Annotated in this window: 18 protein-coding genes; all 18 read left to right on the top strand. The window is 41.0% G+C overall.

The window, feature by feature from the left end; genetic code table 11:
* Window positions 1-73: 73 nt before the first annotated feature.
* The 18 genes from RT138_RS16070 (at window position 74) to RT138_RS15985 (ending at window position 21,804) form a co-directional block, all read left to right on the top strand.
* Entirely contained in the window at window positions 74-2,470 is a 2,397-nt protein-coding gene (locus RT138_RS16070) for a TonB-dependent receptor (protein ID WP_313191482.1), read from the top strand.
* A gap of 20 nt (window positions 2,471-2,490) precedes the next feature.
* Window positions 2,491-3,750 (top strand): hypothetical protein, encoded by a 1,260-nt coding sequence (locus RT138_RS16065; protein WP_313191481.1) that lies wholly within the window; start codon window positions 2,491-2,493, stop codon window positions 3,748-3,750.
* A 198-nt stretch (window positions 3,751-3,948) separates the two neighbouring features.
* Window positions 3,949-5,451 carry a F0F1 ATP synthase subunit beta gene (gene atpD, locus RT138_RS16060; protein WP_185213404.1) on the top strand — a complete coding sequence of 501 codons (1,503 nt, stop codon included), beginning with the start codon at window positions 3,949-3,951 and terminating at the stop codon, window positions 5,449-5,451.
* Between the two features lie 150 nt (window positions 5,452-5,601).
* Window positions 5,602-5,850 carry an ATP synthase F1 subunit epsilon gene (atpC, locus tag RT138_RS16055; RefSeq protein WP_094257803.1) on the top strand — a complete coding sequence of 83 codons (249 nt, stop codon included), beginning with the start codon at window positions 5,602-5,604 and terminating at the stop codon, window positions 5,848-5,850.
* A 369-nt stretch (window positions 5,851-6,219) separates the two neighbouring features.
* Window positions 6,220-7,110, top strand: a complete 891-nt coding sequence (locus RT138_RS16050; RefSeq protein ID WP_313191480.1) for a branched-chain amino acid transaminase — start codon at window positions 6,220-6,222, stop codon at window positions 7,108-7,110.
* Window positions 7,094-8,794 (top strand): dihydroxy-acid dehydratase, encoded by a 1,701-nt coding sequence (gene ilvD, locus RT138_RS16045; protein ID WP_313191479.1) that lies wholly within the window; start codon window positions 7,094-7,096, stop codon window positions 8,792-8,794. Before RT138_RS16050 ends, ilvD begins: the two co-directional genes overlap by 17 nt.
* A 171-nt stretch (window positions 8,795-8,965) precedes the next feature.
* A complete protein-coding gene (ilvB, locus tag RT138_RS16040) occupies window positions 8,966-10,708 on the top strand; it encodes a biosynthetic-type acetolactate synthase large subunit (RefSeq protein ID WP_313191478.1) in 1,743 nt (580 codons plus the stop codon).
* Between the two features lie 2 nt (window positions 10,709-10,710).
* Window positions 10,711-11,301, top strand: coding sequence for an acetolactate synthase small subunit (ilvN, locus tag RT138_RS16035; protein ID WP_313191477.1), 591 nt, complete (start codon window positions 10,711-10,713; stop codon window positions 11,299-11,301).
* 11 nt (window positions 11,302-11,312) lie between these two features.
* Window positions 11,313-11,684 (top strand): glyoxalase superfamily protein, encoded by a 372-nt coding sequence (locus RT138_RS16030; RefSeq protein ID WP_313191476.1) that lies wholly within the window; start codon window positions 11,313-11,315, stop codon window positions 11,682-11,684.
* Window positions 11,685-11,689: 5 nt separating this feature from the next.
* Window positions 11,690-12,160: a DinB family protein gene (locus RT138_RS16025; RefSeq protein ID WP_313191475.1), complete on the top strand. Its 471-nt coding sequence runs from the start codon at window positions 11,690-11,692 to the stop codon at window positions 12,158-12,160.
* 42 nt (window positions 12,161-12,202) lie between these two features.
* Window positions 12,203-13,684 carry a ketol-acid reductoisomerase gene (gene ilvC / locus RT138_RS16020; protein ID WP_313191474.1) on the top strand — a complete coding sequence of 494 codons (1,482 nt, stop codon included), beginning with the start codon at window positions 12,203-12,205 and terminating at the stop codon, window positions 13,682-13,684.
* A 96-nt stretch (window positions 13,685-13,780) separates the two neighbouring features.
* On the top strand, window positions 13,781-15,178 hold the full coding sequence (gene leuC / locus RT138_RS16015) for a 3-isopropylmalate dehydratase large subunit (protein ID WP_313191473.1): 1,398 nt from the start codon (window positions 13,781-13,783) through the stop codon (window positions 15,176-15,178).
* A 12-nt stretch (window positions 15,179-15,190) separates the two neighbouring features.
* Complete coding sequence (gene leuD, locus RT138_RS16010; RefSeq protein ID WP_313191472.1) at window positions 15,191-15,775, top strand: 3-isopropylmalate dehydratase small subunit; 585 nt, start codon at window positions 15,191-15,193, stop codon at window positions 15,773-15,775.
* An 11-nt stretch (window positions 15,776-15,786) separates the two neighbouring features.
* Window positions 15,787-17,238, top strand: a complete 1,452-nt coding sequence (locus RT138_RS16005) for an ATP-binding cassette domain-containing protein (RefSeq protein ID WP_313191471.1) — start codon at window positions 15,787-15,789, stop codon at window positions 17,236-17,238.
* Between the two features lie 3 nt (window positions 17,239-17,241).
* The gene (gene leuB, locus RT138_RS16000; protein WP_093100274.1) at window positions 17,242-18,315 is read left to right on the top strand and encodes a 3-isopropylmalate dehydrogenase; all 1,074 of its coding nucleotides are present in this window, start codon (window positions 17,242-17,244) and stop codon (window positions 18,313-18,315) included.
* 34 nt (window positions 18,316-18,349) lie between these two features.
* Window positions 18,350-19,510 (top strand): 2-isopropylmalate synthase, encoded by a 1,161-nt coding sequence (locus RT138_RS15995; RefSeq protein ID WP_313191470.1) that lies wholly within the window; start codon window positions 18,350-18,352, stop codon window positions 19,508-19,510.
* Between the two features lie 55 nt (window positions 19,511-19,565).
* Complete coding sequence (gene ilvA / locus RT138_RS15990) at window positions 19,566-20,819, top strand: threonine ammonia-lyase IlvA (RefSeq protein WP_313191469.1); 1,254 nt, start codon at window positions 19,566-19,568, stop codon at window positions 20,817-20,819.
* Window positions 20,820-21,282: 463 nt separating this feature from the next.
* Window positions 21,283-21,804, top strand: coding sequence for a DUF2911 domain-containing protein (locus RT138_RS15985; protein ID WP_313191468.1), 522 nt, complete (start codon window positions 21,283-21,285; stop codon window positions 21,802-21,804).
* Window positions 21,805-21,881: the final 77 nt, after the last annotated feature.

Below are 21,881 nucleotides of genomic sequence, written 5' to 3'. Positions count from 1 at the left end.
TGACAAACTTTATTTAAACTAATTATAAATAAGCCTATATTTACCAGCAAATCAACGCTATTTAGGAGAAAGGATGAGGTTTATTAAGGATACGATTTTAGTTTTACTAACTATTTTTAGTCACAATTTAGTATTTGCCCAACAGGGCAGTTCGATTCAAATCGATGTTGTAGATGATCAAACTAAGGAAAAAATTGATGGAGCAAGCATACATTTTGCAGAATATGCGGGGAGTACGGATAATACGGGTTCCTATTACCTGGAGTCCATAAAATCTGGTCAATATAATATTGAGGTAAAAGCTATTGGGTATACCCCCTACCGAGGATCATTTACAAAAAATAGTTTTGAAGACTTGCATTTAGTGCTTTCCCTACAACAGGAGTCGGCTCAAATTGAAGGAGTGACCATCATTGGGAATTCAGAAAACAAAAAAATCAAGCAAGCGGCAATCCGCAATATATTTATCGATACACGCGCTGTATCCAGCCAAGCCCTATCATTGAGCGACCTGATGAACCGAAGCACGGGAATCAGGGTGAGACAGAATGGAGGCTTAGGAAGCCGTCCGGAGGTATCCGTAAATGGTTTTCAGGGCAAGGCAATCAAATACTTTAAGGATGGAATCCCTTTGGATTTCCTAGGAGATGGCTACAACCTATCTTCTCTACCTATAGAAATGCTGGACCATGTAGAAATATACAAGGGCGTTCTGCCGGTTTCATTAGGTTCGGATGCATTAGGTGGAGCTGTAAATTTGGTGACCAATAAAAATCAGGGAAAACATGCCAAGGTCTATTATGAACTGGGCTCATTTAATACGCATAGACTTGGATTGATGGGCTCCAATCTTTCAAAGAATGAAAAATGGAGTTATGGCGGTGAGTTTTTCTATAATTATTCTTCCAATGATTACGATGCCCTGGTCGATGTCGTAAATCCGGAGACCAAAAACAAGGAACCGCAGAGACTTCCTCTGTTTCACAATGCATATAGACATTATTTGGGTGAGCTGTATGTCGGCATGCGGAACCGATCATGGGCAGATGAACTAAAGTTCAGCTTAACGGGATTCAATCTGTATAAGGAACAACAACATCCCGCTTTAATGACTGATGCTTATGGTGCATTGCATTCTACCCAAGCAACCCTTGCCCCTTCGATACGGTATAAGGCAAACTTCCTGGATAACAAATTGCGTATTGATCAATTCAATTCCTATAATATTCTGCAGACACAACGGATTGACACGCTAAGAGGTACTTATGATTGGTTCGGAAATTTTAAGCCCGGGGTCAATTTAGGGGAAAGCCGACTTCCCTCCCAGTCCAAGATCGACGAGAAGCAATGGGTAAACAGAACGAATTTGAGCTATTTAGTTAGCCCGAATAGCAAGGTTGAATTGAACTATGTATTCAGTTCGGCCAACCGATCTGGAAGGGACCCACTTGGCGTGAAACTTGAAGGTTCGGACATCGATGTCCTGAGTTTGGCATCAACTTACCAGAAACATGTTTTTGGGCTATCCTATGAGCAATCGTTACTCCAAGACCGTTTGACGAATCAGCTAATGGGAAAATACTATGTCTATAAAGCGAATGGATACCAGAACACCTGGTATTCAGTGGATATCACGGAAAAGGACAAGAGAAATACCTCTGGAGATTATTGGGGGATCACTGAAGCTATAAAATATCAGTTCTCTGAAAACAATTTCTTGAGGGCATCCGCAGAATATACCTATAGACTGCCGGAAAGGGAGGAACTCTTTGGAAACAACATCTTCATCGTTCCTAATTTTGAGCTGAACCCAGAACAGAGTTTAAATTTCAACCTTGGCCTCCATACGCAGCTCTTGAAGCCTTTGACGGTTGAACTGAACAGTTTCTATAGAAATACAAAAGGATTGATTTTGTTGGTCCCTATTCAAGCACCGAATGCCCAATATCAAAACCAAGAGAATGTCCGTGGCTATGGAATTGATCTAGACATGAAGTACCAAATCAGTGAGCAATATCAATTGTCGGGGAATGCGACATGGCAGGACTTGAGGTTATTTGGTATCCAAAACGCACAGGACACTTGGAAAAACAAGGCTCGGCTTCGTAATACGCCATATTTCTTTGCCAACCTTGCGGCATCCGCCAAATACCAGGACCTATTTCAACGAGAGAACGAACTACAGATCTATTTGAACTACAATTTCATGCGTGAGTTCTATCTCGAAACCATCCCTAAAGAGGTTGAACCTGGAGGATTCTTAGGGCTATCAGGCAGTGCGGACCTAAGTTCAAATCTTATTATTCCGAACCAGCACCTATTAAATGCAGGTTTTACCTTTCAATTCCAAAAAAATAAAATTGCCATTGGCGCAGAAGCCAGAAACCTGTTAAACCGGGATATATATGACTATTATCGGGTGCAGCGACCAGGCAGGAGCTTTCATTTAAAACTTAGTTATCAAATATAAAAACACAAAAATTAAAGGTTATGAAAATCAATAGATTCAAAGCATCCATTTTGTTTATGTTCAGTATAGGCCTATTTGCCAGTTGCAGTGAAGACAATGGAGGACCAACACCAGTTGAACCAGATGGAAAGGACAAGTATGTGCTGATTACCATGAGTGAGAACAACCTGCAGAAGCCTGGCTTTGCAACCGCATTTGATGCAATACCATCGGGGAATGTGGTCAACAACGGAAGCAATAGCTTTCAAGGGATGGGTTTTGGTGGCTGGCGGCCACATGGCAATCAACTCCTGAAAATGTTCAATAGCAAGACCAATGAGCTTGGTATTGATCAGTTATTGGTTGATGGGACCGGAAAAATCAGTGCTGGGAAATTCATTGCAGCTGATAATAACAGTAATGGTTCGGGTAATTTCGTTATCCATGATCAGGAAAAGGGTTACTATTGGGATGGAGCATCGCCCCTGAAAATCCAGACCTTTAATCCGACCAACATGACAAGGACTGGAGAATTGGACTTTGCATCCGTAGTCAATGAAAGAGGACAAAACGTTCCTGATATCTTGTTTAGGTCTATTGGGCAGAAGTTTTTGGCTATAAAAGCGGGCAAACTCTTTGCAAACATCAGTTATGCAAAGACGAACGGTCCACAAAAAGGATTTTTCGATGATTATTTTCCAGATGTATATATTGCGGTAATCGATATTGCGACCGGAAAATATGAGGAAACCATAAAAATTGAGGATACCGGATCTATTGCCTACATCAATGATAATAATATGTATGACTTTGATTCCAATGGAGACCTCTATATCGTAACACAAGGGAGGAGCGCCGTTGGCGGGAAATCCAAGATCGTGCGTATCAAGGCTAATGAAACAGACATAGATAAGACCTGGAGCCTAAATATGGATGAAATCCAGCAAGGCGGAAAGTTTGTTTCCGTATTTGCGAAGGAAGGTAAGATCATTACGGTGATTCCCAATACCAAGTTGACTGGAGGACCATCAGGTAACATCAATTTTGAGAACGTTTGGGAATTTTACCAGATTGATATTGCCAGTAAACAAAGAACGAAGATCAGTGGAATTCCAGCTGTTACAAATCCGGGTGCAGCATTCTGTGCGATAGATCTGGACGGAAAAACATTATTGAGGGTGAATACCAAAGATGGAAGTCAGAACGGATACTATGAATTGACGGGTACATCTGCGAAATCCTTGTTCAATGTTACTGCTGGGGGTTCAGTATCTGGACTTTACAAGATCATAGCAGACTAGTAAGGTTTTGAAAAACTGACAATAAAAGGCAGAAATAAATAACAAAAAAGGGGTATGCAGGATGATTTGAAAAAAATAAAAATTAAATATGCATATCCCTTTTGCTTTTAATAAGATAAAACTTATTTTTGCATTCCAAAATACAGGCATTCAAACAATCTGTATTTAAATTGATTAATAAATTTTAGTCCCTATAATATGCCCAATATTGGTAAAATAGCGCAGATTATCGGCCCAGTAGTTGACGTCAACTTTGCCGACAATGAAAATCTTCCTAAGATTTATGATGCATTGTACATTGAGAAAGACAATGGACAGCGCATTATATTAGAGGTTCAACAGCACTTAGGTGAGGAACGTGTTCGTACGATTGCAATGGATGCTACCGAAGGTTTAATTCGTGGCATGAAGGTCGTTGATACTGGCGCTCCTATCAAAATGCCGATTGGCGAAGAGATCAAAGGTCGTGTATTCAACGTTGTTGGAGATCCAATTGACGGTATTCAAGCATTAAACAAGGATAACGGTCGTCCTATTCACAACGTACCTCCTAAGTTTGAAGATCTATCGACTGAAACTGAAGTATTGTTTACAGGAATTAAAGTAATCGATTTGTTAGAGCCTTATGCAAAAGGTGGTAAGATCGGTTTGTTCGGTGGTGCTGGTGTTGGTAAAACAGTATTGATTCAGGAATTAATCAACAATATCGCAAAAGGACACGGTGGTCTTTCGGTATTTGCTGGTGTAGGCGAGCGTACTCGTGAAGGAAATGACTTGCTTCGTGAGATGTTGGAGTCAGGCATTATCAAATACGGTGACAAATTCATGGAAGAGATGGAAAAAGGTCAATGGCCTTTGGACACTGTGGATTTGGAATTGATGAAAGAATCTAAATGTACTTTCGTATTCGGACAGATGAATGAGCCTCCAGGTGCTCGTGCTCGTGTTGCCTTATCAGGTTTGACAATTGCGGAATACTTCCGTGATGGAGATGGTGAAGGACAAGGTCGTGATATCTTATTCTTTATTGATAACATCTTCCGTTTTACCCAAGCAGGTTCTGAGGTATCGGCATTATTAGGTCGTATGCCATCAGCAGTAGGTTACCAACCTACCCTAGCAACAGAGATGGGTTTGATGCAAGAGCGTATTACATCCACTAAGAACGGATCAATCACATCGGTACAAGCGGTATACGTACCTGCGGATGACTTGACTGACCCTGCTCCGGCAACAACATTTGCTCACTTAGATGCAACTACAGTATTATCCCGTAAAATTTCTGAGTTAGGTATTTACCCTGCGGTGGATCCATTGGATTCTACTTCACGTATCCTTTCTCCAGCAGTTTTAGGTGATGAGCATTACAATACTGCACAACGCGTAAAAGAAATTCTTCAACGTTATAAAGAACTTCAGGATATCATTGCCATCTTAGGTATGGACGAATTATCTGAAGAAGATAAGTTAACGGTACACCGCGCACGTCGTGTACAACGTTTCTTGTCACAACCATTCCACGTAGCAGAGCAATTTACAGGTCTTAAAGGTTGTCTAGTAGACATCAAGGACACTATCAAAGGATTCAACATGATCATCGATGGTGAAGTAGATGAATACCCAGAAGCATCTTTCAACTTGGTAGGTTCAATCGAAGACGCTATCGAGAAAGGTAAAAAACTATTAGCAGAAGCAGTTTAAAATATTAGTATTTAGTAATTAGTAGTTAGTATTAAGACCTGACTACTAATTACAAAGTATTAGGTACATAATCCTGATTTAAGTAGTAGCAAAATAGTACTTAGAAAGTTCTAAATACTCTATACTAACTACTAAATACTTAAAAAAAGAATGAAATTAACAATCATAACTCCAGACAAATTAGCTTACGAAGGTGATGTAACAGCGGTTACAGTTCCGGGATCGGCGGGTTCTTTTCAGATTCTGAAGGATCACGCGGCTATTGTGTCTACGCTAGAAGATGGTAAAGTCATTATTAAGAATAATAATGATGAACATGTCATTATTATTAAAGGTGGTGTAGTAGAAGTAAAGGACAACAATATCATCGTTTTAGCAGAAGGAATTGCGGAAGAATAGATAAACAAAATATTACGATAAAGTAGCCCTTAAAACTTCAAGTTCTAAGGGCTATTTTTTTGCAAGTTTTTTCGGTCCGAGGCCAGTTTTAGGAAGAATTTCGACCTGTTCACTAAAAATTTGAAAAAATCAAATTTATACCAATTTTAATTTTAGTCTACAGACAACAAAATTTAAAACAGAAAAATGATAGGTTTAACAAAATATAATTTTTAAAATTAGATAACATCGAAATAAAAAACTTTATCAAAAAAAATTCTTAGGCTATTGTAAAGAATTTTAATTCGAGCTAACTTAACAAAACAGAACGAAGGGAATCCTAAACGATATTTTTTCAAACAAGTATTACATCAAATTCGGCAGGTTATTATGCAGTATTACAATCAAGATACACTGATCTATTTAAATGGGGATTTTGTGAAGGCGAGCAATGCTGGAGTTGATATGTTTGGACAGTCATTACATTATGGCTATGGAGCCTTCGAAGGTCTGCGTGCTTACAGCACTCACAATGGAACGAGGATCTTTAAGGCAGAAGAACATTTCGACCGCTTACAACAATCATGTAAAGCCATCGGCTTACCTTATCAGTGGGACAATAGAGAGTTGATCGCAAAGTCATATGAGCTTTTGGAAGCGAACAATCTTCGGGCAGCCTATATACGCCCTCTGATCTATTCGGGCTCCAATATGCACTTGACTGCATCTGATACGGCAAACATCATGATCGCAGCTTGGGAATGGGGTCCTTATTTAGGACAGAACCTATTAAAGGTAAACATCTCCAGGATTGAACGACCGAACCCGAAATCCTTCCCCATCAATGCCAAGGTTTCTGGTCAATATATCAATTCGATATTAGCGACCAGTGATGCTATCCAAAAGGGATTCGACGAAGCTTTATTGTTGGACCAAGATGGTTTTGTGGCACAGGCATCCAGCGAAAACCTGTTCATTGAAAAAGATTTCAAGATCTATACCCCTCCTTTGGGAAACATCTTCCCAGGAATTACAAGGGATACCGTAATCGATATCTGTAAGCGTTTGAATTTTGATATCATCGAGAAGAGAATTACCATAAAAGATATTTACGAAGCTGACAGTGCCTTTTTAAGTGGCACAGCAGCGGGAATAATAGGCATAAAACAAATTGACGATGTGATCTTCCAAGAAGAATGGGAAGACAGCATCGGCGCATCTATCCAAAGAAAATATAAAAATTTAGTATTAGAGCAGAATAATTATGAAGTCATCATCTGATAACCAAAAGGGAATCAACAAGTACAGCCGCATCTTTACACAAGATGAAACTCAACCAGCTGCGAAAGCCATGTTATATGGTATCGGTCTGACCGATGCAGATATGGAGAAGGCACAGGTTGGAATCGCGAGCATGGGCTACGACGGTAACACCTGTAACATGCACCTGAATGACCTAGCTCAGGTCGTCAAAAAAGGTATTTGGAACAGCGATCTGGTCGGCTTGACATTTGGAACGATTGGGGTCAGTGATGGGATGAGTAACGGTACGGATGGAATGCGCTACTCTTTGGTGTCACGTGATGTCATTGCGGACAGTATAGAGACGATCTGTGGTGGTCAGTACTATGATGGTGTTGTGGCTATCCCAGGTTGTGACAAGAACATGCCTGGTGCCATCATGGCAATGGGAAGGTTGAACCGCCCTGCCATTATGGTCTACGGAGGAACAATTGCTCCTGGTCATTATAAAGGGGAAGAATTAAATATTGTTTCAGCATTTGAAGCATTAGGAAAGAAAATAGCTGGAACCATTTCGGATGAAGACTATGATGGTGTTATCCGTCATACCTGTCCAGGTGCCGGTGCATGTGGCGGTATGTATACAGCAAACACGATGGCTTCAGCAATTGAGGCTATGGGAATGAGCTTGCCATACTCCTCTTCTAACCCAGCAGTTTCTGAAGAGAAGAAACAGGAATGCCTGGAAGTCGGTAAATATATGCGCATCCTATTGGAGAAGGACATCAAACCTTCGGATATCATGACACGCAAAGCATTTGAGAATGCCATGCGTATTATCGTAATCCTTGGAGGATCCACCAATGCGGTACTTCACTTTATTGCCATGGGTAAATCCGTGGATGTAGATGTTACGCCGGATGATTTCCAACGCATGTCGGATGAAACTCCAGTATTGGCAGACTTCAAACCATCAGGGAAGTTCTTGATGCAAGATTTACACCAATATGGTGGTATTCCAGCAGTGATGAAATATCTATTGGATGAAGGTTTGTTACATGGTGACTGTTTGACGGTAACTGGTAAAACGGTAGCAGAGAACTTAGCGGATGTAAAATCGATCATTGACTATAATCAACCGATCATTCACAAATTAGATGATCCGATCAAGGCGACTGGTCACTTGCAGATCCTTTACGGAAACCTTGCTGAGGAAGGTTCTGTAGCGAAGATTTCAGGAAAAGAAGGGGAGAAATTCACAGGTCCAGCCCGTGTGTTTGATGGAGAGCATGATTTGGTGAAAGGTCTTGAGACTGGAAGAATCAAGAAAGGTGATGTGGTCGTGATCAAAAATGAAGGGCCTAAGGGAGCTCCAGGAATGCCTGAAATGTTGAAACCAACGTCATTGATTATTGGTGCAGGATTAGGAAGTTCTGTGGCCTTGATTACAGACGGACGCTTCTCAGGAGGAACCCATGGTTTCGTAGTAGGACACATTACACCGGAAGCATACGAAGGTGGATTGATCGGATTGGTGCAGGACGATGACATCATTGAAATCGACGCTGTCAACAACAGCATCAACCTTCAGGTCTCGGACGAAGAGATTGCCGCACGCAGAGCAGCTTGGCAACAGCCTGCACTGAAAGTGAGCAAAGGCGTTCTGTACAAATACGCAAAAAGCGTTGCAAATGCATCACAAGGTTGTGTGACGGATTTGTAATAGAGTAGGAAGTATTAAGTAATTAGTATTTAGACCTATAAATCTTCAAAAATTGTTACGTCTTAAATAAATAAACGCTTAATACTCCCAAATAAAAAAACCAGAAAAAATTAAAGAAAAGTATTAGACCATAAGTCTAATTACTAAATACTTAATACTAAATACTTCAAAATGAGTACACTTGAAAAAACGGAAACAAAGGAAACCACTAGAAAGGCAGCTGGAACGCAGGTAAGCGGTTCACAGGCTGTGATGGAAGCCTTAATCCACGAGGGGGTGGATACCGTATTCGGGTATCCAGGAGGTGCTATTATGCCGATCTATGATGCATTGTATGATTACACTGATCAATTGAAGCATATTTTGGTACGTCACGAACAGGGTGGAATTCATGCTGCACAAGGATATGCACGTACATCGGGACGTGTGGGTGTGGCTTTTGCAACAAGCGGTCCTGGAGCAACAAACCTGGTCACTGGTTTGGCAGATGCGATGATCGATAGTAACCCTATCGTCTGTATTACAGGTCAAGTCTTTGCTTCCCTCCTAGGAACAGATGCATTTCAAGAAACGGACGTCATTAACATCACCACACCTGTGACCAAATGGAACTATCAGGTGACTGATGCGAATGAGATCCCAAGTGTATTAGCTAAAGCATTCTATATTGCTAGAACAGGGAGACCTGGTCCAGTATTAATCGATATTACCAAAAATGCTCAGATCCAATTGTTTGATTACAATGGATACGAGTCCTGCAAGCATGTACGTAGTTACAGACCTGCTCCGATTGTTCGTAAGGAATATGTTGAAGAGGCTGCAAAAGCAATCAATGCGGCAAAGAAACCATTCATTTTATTTGGTCAGGGCGTGATTTTGGGTAAAGCGGAACAAGAGTTCAAGACCTTTATCGAAAAAGCGGGTATCCCTTCGGCAGCTACCGTTATGGGCCTTAGCGCTCTTGAGACTGACCATCCTTTGCATGTGGGTATGTTGGGTATGCACGGAAACTATGCACCCAATGTCATGACGAATGAATGTGATGTGTTGATCGCTATCGGAATGCGTTTCGACGACCGTGTCACCGGACGTTTGGATAAATATGCAAAACAGGCAAAAGTGGTTCACTTGGACATAGATCCTGCTGAAATCGACAAGAACGTGAAAGCCCATTATCCAGTTTGGGGAGATTGTAAGGAAACCCTTCCAATGTTGACCGAATTGGTTGAAAAAGGCGACCATGCAGCTTGGTTGAGCAAATTCAGGGACTTGGAAAAAGAAGAAATCAAGGAAGTAATCCACAATGAACTGAACCCTACTTCTGACATCATGACCATGGGTGAAGTACTAAAGGTATTGAACGAGATCACTGGTGGAGATGCTGTTATTGTTACTGACGTAGGTCAGCACCAAATGGTAACCTGCCGTTATGCGAAATTCAACAGTTCGAAATCCAGCGTTACTTCAGGAGGTTTAGGAACGATGGGATTTGGTCTGCCAGCCGCCATCGGCGCTTGGTATGGTGCTCCGCATCGTGATGTGGTAGCCATTATCGGTGATGGTGGTATACAAATGACCATCCAGGAATTAGGAACCATTATGCAATTCGGCGCCAAGGTGAAGATCTTGATCCTAAACAATGAGTACTTGGGAATGGTTCGCCAATGGCAACAACTATTCCACGACAAGAGATATTCATTCGTTAATATCACAAGCCCTGATTTCGTAGCCGTTGCGAAAGGATATTATATCGATGGAAATAAGATCTCGGAACGTAAGGATTTAAAGGATGCCCTACAGACCATGATGGATCATGATGGCTCTTACCTATTGGAAATCATGGTAGGTAAAGAGAACAATGTATTCCCGATGGTAGCGCAAGGAACAAGTGTGTCAGAAATTAGATTGAAGTAATCATGGAAAAACAAGAATATACCATAACCATATACACAGAAAACTCTATCGGGATGATAGGCCGTATATCGGGGATATTTTCAAGACGTAAAATCAATATCGAGAGCTTAAATACATCCCCATCAGAGGTGGAAGGCATTCACCGCTTCACGATCTTGATTACAGAATCAGAAGAAGTGGTCCGCAAATTATGCCGTCAGATCGAAAAACAGGTTGAGGTATTGAAAGCATACTTCAACACCAATGATGAATTGATTTGGCAAGAACAGGCTTTGTACAAAGTACCTGCAGATGCTATTGCAGAGAAAGTATTGGTAGAACGCTTACTTCGTCAATACGGAGCTAATGTAGTTGTGATCCGTAATGACTATATTGTATTCGAAACAGCAGGTCACCGTGAGGAGATCGACAGGCTTACAGAGGAATTGGGCAAATACAACCTGATAGAATTTGTTCGTGGTGCTCGTATCGCCATCATCAAGGACAGTGCTGGTTTCCATACCAAGCTAAAGCAATTTGAAATCAATGAGCCAGCTCCAGACATCGTTGAAAACGAGTATTTGGATCAGCGCGATGATGTCTTTACCATGTAATTAAACCTTGCATGCAAGTAGAACAGGTCATACCGATATTCAGGATATTTGATTATGCCAAGGCAGTCGAGTTTTACATCGACTGGCTTGGTTTTCACATTGACTGGGAACATCGATTTGATGACAATTCTCCTATTTACATGCAGATTTCCAGAGATGGCATGGCAATGCACCTCAGCGAGCATCATGGAGATGCCACTCCTGGTTCACAGGTTTTTGTGAATTGCACTGGGTTAAAGGCCTATCATGAGCAATTGATTCAAAAGAATTATAAGTACAATAAACCTGGCTACGAGGAAACATTCTATAACTGCCACTGCGTTCAAGTCATTGATCCATTTGGCAACAGGATATCATTCAACGAGCCGATTAAAGAAGCATAAAACAAATGGAAAAAGTATTCCAATTCATTATCGATGGCCGCAAGGCATTCATCCGGTTAATCGATGAATTGTCCCTGGAGCAATTGAACGAGATTCCAACAGGATTCAACAACAATATCATCTGGAATTTTGGACATATCGTAGTGAGTACACAAACATTAAGCTATACCCGCACAGGAATCCGTGAGGGCGTGAGCTGGGTAAAATATGTGGATGCCTATGCAAAGGGCACTAAACCTACCTACTTCGTAAGTCAAGAGGAAGTGAATGAGCTTAAGGAAATCGCATTGAGCTCCATTCGGGAGATCGAAGCTGATTACAATGCCGGGATTTTCAAGACCACGACTGCTTATGAGACGGCAACCTATGGCGCTACGTTAAATAGCATTGAAGATGTCCTGATCACTTCGGTAGGTCATGACAACCTGCACTATGGCTATGCGACGGCACAGAAAAGAATAATCAACAACAAATAATAAGAAACCTTAATCGAAAAAAATATTTAATTCAGTATTACAATGGCAAATTATTTCAACACATTACCTCTTAGAGAGCAATTAGATCAATTAGGCGTTGCAGAATTCATGAATTCATCCGAATTCAACGAAGGAGTGGAAGCTTTAAAAGGTAAAAAAATCGTAATCGTAGGTTGTGGAGCTCAAGGCTTGAACCAAGGTTTAAACTTGAGAGATAGCGGATTGGACGTATCTTATGCATTGCGTAAAGAAGCTATTGAACAAAAAAGAGATTCATGGAAAAATGCAACGGATAACAATTTCAAGGTTGGAACTTACGAAGAATTGATTCCTTCTGCTGACCTAGTTATCAACTTGACTCCAGATAAACAACATACATCTGTTATCAATGCCGTAATGCCATTGATGAAAGAAGGTGCTACCCTATCCTATTCACACGGTTTCAATATCGTTGAGGAAGGTATGCAGATCCGTCCGGATATCACGGTAATCATGGTGGCTCCAAAATGTCCAGGTTCAGAGGTTCGTGCTGAATACCTGAGAGGATTTGGTGTTCCTACCTTGATCGCTGTTCACCCAGAAAATGACCCACAAGGAAAAGGTTGGGCGGAAGCAAAAGCATACTGTGCCGGTACTGGTGGTGACCGCGCTGGGGTATTGAAATCATCTTTCGTAGCAGAGGTAAAATCAGATTTAATGGGTGAGCAAACCATCCTTTGTGGTTTGTTGCAAACAGGTTCTATTCTTTCATTTGATAAAATGGTAGAAAAAGGAATCGATGCTGGCTATGCTTCAAAACTTGTTCAATACGGTGTTGAAGTTATTACTGAAGCGTTAAAACATGGTGGTGTAAGTGGTATGATGGACCGTTTGAGCAACCCTGCGAAAATCAAGGCTTTTGAATTGTCGGAAGAACTGAAAGATATTATGCGTCCATTGTTCCAAAAACACCAAGATGACATCATGTCTGGCGAATTCAGCAAGACCATGATGGAAGACTGGGCCAACGGAGATGCAAACCTATTGAAATGGAGAGCTGAAACTGGAGAAACTGCTTTCGAGAAAACACCAGCAGGCGATGTTAAGATTTCAGAACAGGAATATTTTGACAATTATCTATTGATGGTTGCTTTCGTGAGAGCTGGTGTTGAATTGGCTTTTGAAACGATGGTTGAAGCTGGTATCAAACCAGAATCGGCATATTACGAATCATTGCACGAAACTCCATTGATCGCAAATACAATTGCTCGTAAGAAATTATTCGAGATGAACCGTGTTATTTCTGACACAGCGGAATACGGATGTTATCTATTTGACCAAGCTTGTAAGCCTTTATTGGCAGATTTCATGAAGAAAATTGACACGGATGTCGTTGGTAAAAACTTCAATGAAGGCAAGGATGGTTCTGTGGACAACATCAAATTAGTACAGGTTAACGAGATTTTAAGAAATCATGAAGTAGAAACCGTAGGTAGAAAATTGCGTAAAGCGATGACTGCTATGAAAGCTATTCAAACTGTTTAATTTTTCGTAAATTAGATAGCAAAAATCGGGGTAAAATTACCATATTTTGATTTTACCCCTTTTAAAATTTCAAACCAACAAGAGATAAAGAGAAAAATGGGAAAAACATTAGTAGAAAAAATTTGGGATGCACATGTCGTCAAGCGTCAAGAAGGGTTTCCTGATATCATATATATCGATACCCACCTCATCCATGAAGTGACCTCCCCACAGGCATTTGATGGTTTGCGCAAAAGAGGACTGCCTGTACTCCGTCCGAATCAAACTGTAGCAACGGCTGACCATAATGTCCCAACATTAAACCAGCACTTGCCAATCAAAGAAGAACTTTCTCGCTACCAAGTAGACATGCTGACCAAAAACTGTAAGGAGTTTGGTGTTGAACTTTATGGATTGGGTCACCCATTCCAAGGTATTGTGCATGTTATTGGGCCTGAATTAGGCATCACCCTACCTGGAAAAACCATGGTATGTGGAGATAGCCACACTTCTACGCATGGCGCTTTTGGTGCTATTGCATTTGGAATCGGGACTTCTCAAGTAGAGCAGGTATTTGCTACACAATGTTTATTGCTGCAAAAACCAAAGACCATGAAAATCGAGGTTAATGGTGAACTAGGTAAAGGTGTGGGTGCTAAAGATATCATCCTTTACATCATTTCCAAGATTTCTGCAGCTGGTGGAACAGGCTATTTTGTAGAATATGCTGGTTCTGCTATTCGCTCATTGAGTATGGAAGGTCGTATGACCATCTGTAACATGAGTATTGAAATGGGTGCTCGTGGTGGATTGATTGCACCGGACCAAACAACTTTTGATTATATCAATGGTCGTGAATTTGCTCCAAAAGGAGAAGAATGGGATAAAGCATTGGCTTATTGGAAGACTTTGTATTCCGATGATGATGCAGAATTTGATAAGGTATTGACCTTTGATGCTGCAGATATTCAGCCGATGATTACTTATGGTACCAATCCGGGTATGGGTATCGGAATCACGGAGTCCATCCCTACAACGACTTCTCAACCTGAGAATGAACGTCCTTCTTATCAAAAAGCCTTAAACTACATGGGTTTCCATGATGGCGATCAGGTCATTGGAAAGCCGGTGGATTATGTATTCATCGGAAGTTGTACCAACTCCCGTATTGAAGACTTACGCCAAGTAGCAGCCTTCGTTCAAGGCAAGCATAAAGCAGAGAATGTAGAAGTATGGATCGTTCCAGGCTCAAAACAAGTGGAGGCTCAGGCTAAACTTGAAGGAATCGACAAGATATTTGAAGAGGCAGGTTTTATGCTTCGTGAACCTGGCTGTTCTGCATGCCTAGGAATGAATGAAGATAAGATCCCTGCTGGTAAATACTGTGTTTCTACTTCTAACAGGAATTTTGAAGGTAGACAAGGACCAAATGCACGCACTATGCTGGTAAGCCCGCTTACCGCAGCAGCTGCAGCAGTAACTGGTAAAATTGTAGACGTAAGGGAATTAGTGTAAAGAATTAGAATCATGAAAAAATTTGAAAAATTATCCTCTCGTGTAGTTCCACTACCGATAGAAAATATAGATACAGACCAGATCATCCCTGCCCGTTTCCTTAAAGCAACGACTCGTGAAGGATTTGGAAATAACCTATTCCGCGATTGGCGCTTTGACAGCGAAGATCAGCCTAAAGCGGACTTCGTTATGAATGACCCAACTTATAAAGGCAAGGTTTTGGTTGCCGGTAAGAACTTCGGTTGTGGCTCCTCTCGTGAGCATGCTGCCTGGGCTATTCAAGATTACGGCTTCGATGTGGTAGTTAGCTCTTTCTTTGCAGATATCTTCAAAGGAAATGCCTTGAACAACGGTGTCTTGCCTATCACGGTTCCTGAGGAATTCTTAGAAAAAATCTTTGAAAAGGTTTTTGCTAATCCAGATACGGAAGTGTTAGTTGACCTAGAAGCTCAAACTATCGGCATTGAAGGAACGGATGACAAATTCACATTTGAAATCAATCCTTACAAAAAATCATGTCTGATCAATGGCTATGATGATATTGACTTTATCTTAAGCCAAAAAGCGGAAATTGAAGCTTTCGAACAAAACAGATAATGGCTGCTTTCGTGCAAATATCTAATTTATCGGTTTCATACGGTCTTACTACTGTTTTGAACAATTTGTCCTGGACTATTGAACCCGATGAAAACTATGTATTGGCGGGCAAGAGTGGCTCTGGGAAAACAACTTTGGCAAAAGCAATTGCAGGATTGATAACTGCAGCTGGCGAGGTGAAAGTTGAATTCGATTCCAATTGCCCTCTCCTTCAGCAGGTAATCTACGTTTCTAATTGGTATCAGTTTACCAATTTAGAAGGCGACAGAAACTTCTATTATCAACAACGCTATAACCGTCATCAAGGGAATGATACCCTGACAGTCAAAGCTGAACTGCTTCATTTTGCAAAGAAGGAAAACCTTCGATTAGAAGATATACATGATAAGATTGCTGCCATGGGTTTTGAACATACCATGGATTCGCAATTGATTGAACTCTCAAGTGGAGAGCACAAGAAACTGCAATTGATCAAGTCACTTTGGTTGAAACCTCAGCTTCTGATTATCGACGAACCTTATACAGGTTTGGATAAGCAATCTAGGTTGGAATTGAATGTCTGGTTAGATGAACTTGTTGCTGAAGGTGTACAGCTGATTATTATTTCAAATGATAGGCAGTTACCAGATTCCATCAACCGATATGCACATATTGTAGACGGCCAGGTCGAACCGGTAAGGTCTTTTGATGAGGTTATCCAAGATAAGGAGCGCGTAAAAAAAGAATTGCCTTCCTTTTTGCACAAAATACCAGAAACAAACTACAGCACTGTAGCCGATCTGAAGGATATTATCATCAGATATGGTGAGAAGGTTGTACTGAACAAAGTTTCCTGGAAGGTAGATGTGGGCGAGAAATGGCTGCTGCAAGGACCAAATGGTTCTGGGAAATCCACCTTATTGAGTTTGATCAATGGTGATCATCCACAGTCTTATGGTTTGGATATCGAGCTGTTTGGGAACAAACGCGGATCCGGTGAGAGTATTTGGGACATCAAACAGAAGATTGGAATGATCTCTCCAGAAATGCACTGGTATTTCGACCAAAACGCCACGGTTTGGCATACGCTGGCTTCAGGTTTTTATGACAGTATCGGTTGGTTCATTGATGTCAAGTTCCAAGAAAAGAAACAGATCGAAGAGCTGATGGCTTTCTTTGATTTGACAGAGCATAAGGATCAACTGCTGCATACCCTTCCATTAGGCAAACAGCGTTTGGCGATGTTAGCCAGGAGCATTATCAAAAATCCTCCATTATTGGTATTGGATGAACCCTGCCAAGGCTTGGATTCGCAGCAAGCAAAGTATTTTAATGATGTAGTCGATGAACTTTGCCAGCATGGCAAGACATTAATCTATGTCGGACATTATGAAAGTCAGCTTCCGAGCTGCATTGAAAAAAGAATTGTATTAGAAAAAGGTGAAGTCATCGCCTTGGAAAATAAAGTTGAAAACGTTTTATAACACATGAAGAAAAACATTCTTATTATTCCCGGAGATGGAATTGGACAAGAGGTTACTACCTGGGGAAAAGAAGTTCTGAATAAAATTGCCGAAAAATATAATCACGAATTTATTTTCGACGAGGCAATCATGGGCCACACTGCTATTGAAGCTACAGGAAATCCATTACCAGATGAAACATTAGAGAAAGCAAAAGCTTCTGACGCTATCCTTTTCGGTGCGATCGGTCATGCTAAATATGATAATGACCCTTCTGCCAAGGTGCGTCCTGAACAGGGCCTATTAAAGATCCGTAAGGAATTAGGCTTATATGCCAACTTACGTCCTATCCTATTGTTCGATGAGCTATTGGATGCTTCAAGCCTGAAACCAGAAGTCCTTCGCGGTACTGATATCCTTTTCTTCCGTGAACTAACAGGTGATGTTTATTTCGGTGAAAAGAAACGTAATGAAGACAACACTTTCGCTTCAGATTTGATGAACTACAACCGTTATGAGGTTGATCGCATTGCGCGCAAGGCATTCGATGCAGCAAGAACCAGGAGCAAAAAGCTTTGTTCAGTGGACAAAGCCAATGTATTGGAAACATCAAGGTTGTGGAGAGAGGTTGTCCAAGAAATCGCCAAGGAATATCCTGATGTGGAGACAGAACATATGTTCATCGACAATGCAGCGATGCAATTGGTTAAGAATCCTAAGAAATTTGATGTTGTATTGACGGCAAACCTTTTCGGAGACATCTTAACTGATGAGGCTTCTCAGATTGCCGGTTCAATGGGGATGTTAGCTTCGGCTTCTGTGGGTGATGGAACAGGATTCTTTGAACCTATCCATGGTTCTGCACATGACATCGCGGGACAAAACAAAGCTAATCCTCTAGCTTCTATCCTTTCGGCAGCATTGATGCTGGACATTGCCTTCGGCTTACAAGATGAGGCAAAAGAAGTGACCAATGCCGTTGCCGAAACATTGAAGGCAGGTTGGAGAACTGGTGATATCGCCAATGCGGATACCCCAGCCGACAAGATTTTAGGCACTCAGGAAATGGGCGCTAAAGTTTTAGAGTTTTTGAAATAGAATTAATCAAGGTATAAACATAAATTGAGACAATATGTTACACGATCCTAATCACTTATACATTTTCGATACGACATTACGTGACGGTGAGCAAGTGCCGGGTTGCCAATTGACAACTCCTGAAAAAATCGAAATTGCCAAAGATTTGGAACGCTTAGGGGTAGATATTATCGAGGCAGGATTTCCTGTTTCAAGCCCTGGAGATTTCCAATCGGTAGTCGAACTATCTAAGGCTGTTAATGATGTGATCATCTGTGCACTGACCCGTGCTAACATGAACGATATCGATGTGGCTGCTGAGGCATTGAAATATGCAAAAAGACCCCGTATCCATACAGGAATCGGCTCTTCAGACATGCACATCAAATATAAATTCAACAGTACCCGTGAAGAAATCCTAGAACGTGCTGTTGCAGCTGTAAAACATGCCAAATCTTATGTTGAAGATGTGGAATTCTATGCGGAGGATGCTGGCCGTGCGGACTTAGAGTTTTTGGCAAAAATGATCGAGTCAGTGATTGCCGCTGGTGCAACGGTCGTTAATATTCCAGATACCAATGGATATTGTTTACCGGATCAATATGGCTCCAAAATCAAATACCTGAAAGAAAATGTAAAGAACATTGATCAGGCGATTATTTCTGCACATTGCCATAACGACTTAGGCTTAGCTACTGCCAATTCCATCGCAGCCATCCAAAATGGTGCCCGTCAGGTGGAATGTACCATCAACGGAATCGGTGAACGCGCAGGAAATACTTCCCTTGAAGAAGTTGCCATGATCCTGAAAGTACATAACCAGGCTTTTGGAGGATTATCTTCCAATATTGACAGCAGAATGTTCACTTACCTTTCCAGAAAAGTAAGTGAAATGATGAACATGCCGGTACAGCCGAACAAAGCTATTGTTGGCCGTAATGCTTTCGCACATAGCTCGGGGATCCACCAAGATGGTTTCTTAAAACACCGCGAGAATTACGAGATCATCCGTCCAGAAGATGTAGGCTTGGAAGAAGCAGACATTATCTTAACGGCTCGTTCAGGTCGCCATGCCTTGAAACACCATCTTGAACGACTAGGCTACAACCTAGATAAGGATAAATTAGCAGATTGCTACCAACGATTCTTGGTCTTGGCAGATGCCAAAAAAGAAATCTGCGATGAAGATTTGCTGATCTTGGTAAAAGAAAATTAATACAAAGGCTGGTCACCCAGCCTTTAAAATCACCTAAACAAACGAACGGATTAGAATGAGTTTGGACCTATCAACATTGACCATAGACTCGGTTGCTGCAAAAGAACAGATCAAGGATGTGGTTACCCGTACGCCATTGCAGTACAACCATCATCTTTCTGAAAAATACGGAGCAGAGGTCTATCTTAAAAGGGAAGATCTCCAAGTAGTGAGATCTTATAAATTACGTGGTGCTTTCAACAAAATCTGCAGTCTTTCCCAAGAAGAAAGAGAGCGAGGGGTTGTCTGTGCCAGCGCAGGAAACCATGCCCAAGGCGTGGCCTTATCCTGCAAGAAGTTAGATATCAAAGGCGTAATCTTTATGCCCGGCCCAACCCCAAGACAAAAAATTACCCAAACTGAAATGTGGGGAAATGGAAATATCGAAATCGTGCTGATTGGCGATACGTTCGATGACTGCCAAAAGGCCGCTTTAGAATATACCAAGGAACATAACATGACCTTTATCCCTCCTTTTGATGACCTCAAGGTCATTGAAGGACAAGGTACGGTAGCTGTTGAAATCCTGGAGGACCTACCTGATGTAGACGCTATTTTCATACCTATCGGTGGTGGAGGTTTGTCATCCGGAGTGAGCTATCATATCCGCAAATTTGCTCCCGGAGTGAAATGCTATGGCGTAGAACCAGAAGGGGCTCCATCCATGCAGGCGGCAATCCAGAATGGTAGCCCGATTGAACTGGAGCAAATCAATAAATTCGTTGATGGTGCTGCGGTTAAGAAAGTTGGGGCTCTGACCTTCGATATCAGTTCCCAACTGTTGGACGGCGTCAAATCGATTCCTGAGGGCAAGATCTGTACGACCATTCTCGAATTATATAATAAGGATGCCATTGTAGTAGAACCTGCAGGGGCGCTTTCCATTGCTGCATTGGATTTTCACAAAGATGAAATCAAAGGCAAGAAAGTAGTCTGTATCATTTCTGGAGGAAACAACGATATCGACCGAATGAGCGAGATCAAGGAACTCTCCTTATTGTATGAAGGATTTAAACATTACTTCATCGTTCGCTTCCCACAAAGACCTGGTGCGTTGAAATTATTGGTTACCGAAGTCCTTGGTCCTAAAGATGATATCACGCGTTTTGAATACATCAAAAAAACAGAACGAGAAAGAGGTCCAGCCTTAATTGGTATTGAATTAAATGATCCAAATGATTATATTACATTTATAGAACGCTTAAAGTCTTATAAATTTGACTTTATCGAACTGAACAAAGACCAGACATTATTTGAGTATCTGGTATAAAACGCAACTAACCCTCCAAAATAAAGTAGATGCAACGGCCATTATTTCTTATGGTCGTTGCTTTTTTGTTTTACAGATATTATCAATTTTTTGACTCTTTTGTTACAAAACAACTAAAAAAGTTTAGGTTTAGATAAGGACTATAATTCCTAATTTATTGATCGTCAACAAAAGGCAATCCTAAAAAGAAGAACACCTATCTGCATTAGCTTAATTTTACCCGGTTGCCAATACAAATAGATGTTCTAGAAAATTTTAATCTATCATAACTTTATCTAACTAACAAACCTAAATTCTAGGATAGATTATATTTCAATATTAGAGATATTTAATGTTAAGAAGTGTAAATAAATCCTAATGTTATCTTAAATTTTAAATAACTTATTGATTTTCAACTAAATTATACAACAATTATCGCTAATTTCAGTTTATAATTTAGTCATTAACCAAAATCATACTTACGATGAAAGCATCAACAATTTTATTAATCTTGACCTTGCTGTGCGGTTTTTCCATGGCTCAAGCTCAAGAAAAAAAGCCAAAGGCTAGTCCAGCGGACAGTGCCATGGTAACTACAGACGATGGAGTAACCATCTCAATCAAGTACAGCAGCCCTTCTCTAAAAGGACGTAAGCTCGGTGTAGACCTTGCCAAAATTGGAGAAGTATGGAGAACAGGAGCCAATGAAGCTACTACCGTAGAATTCGACAAAAACGTATTGGTAAACGGTCAAAAACTTCCTGCTGGAAAATACAGCCTGTATTCCATTCCCGGTGAAACCCAATCAACTGTGATCTTTAATAAAACATGGAAACAATGGGGTACCGATTACAACGAAAAGGATGATGCCTTACGCGTGCAAGTCGACAATGAGGAAAACGGTGAAAACCTAGAACGCCTCAAAATCACCGCTGACAAAGATGGAACCATCAAAGTGAAATGGGGCGATTACGGCCTGCCAATTTCGGTTAAAGCGGATAAATAAAATAAAGGAGTCCTTTTTCAAGGACTCCTTTATTTTATTTAGACAATAGACATAAGACATCAGGGTCTTTCAGGCAA

It is taken from the genome of Sphingobacterium sp. (assembly GCF_032065005.1).
GTDB lineage: Bacteria > Bacteroidota > Bacteroidia > Sphingobacteriales > Sphingobacteriaceae > Sphingobacterium.
The sequence above is the reverse complement of the archived record's forward strand: the minus strand, read 5'-3'. Positions and strand labels throughout refer to the sequence as shown.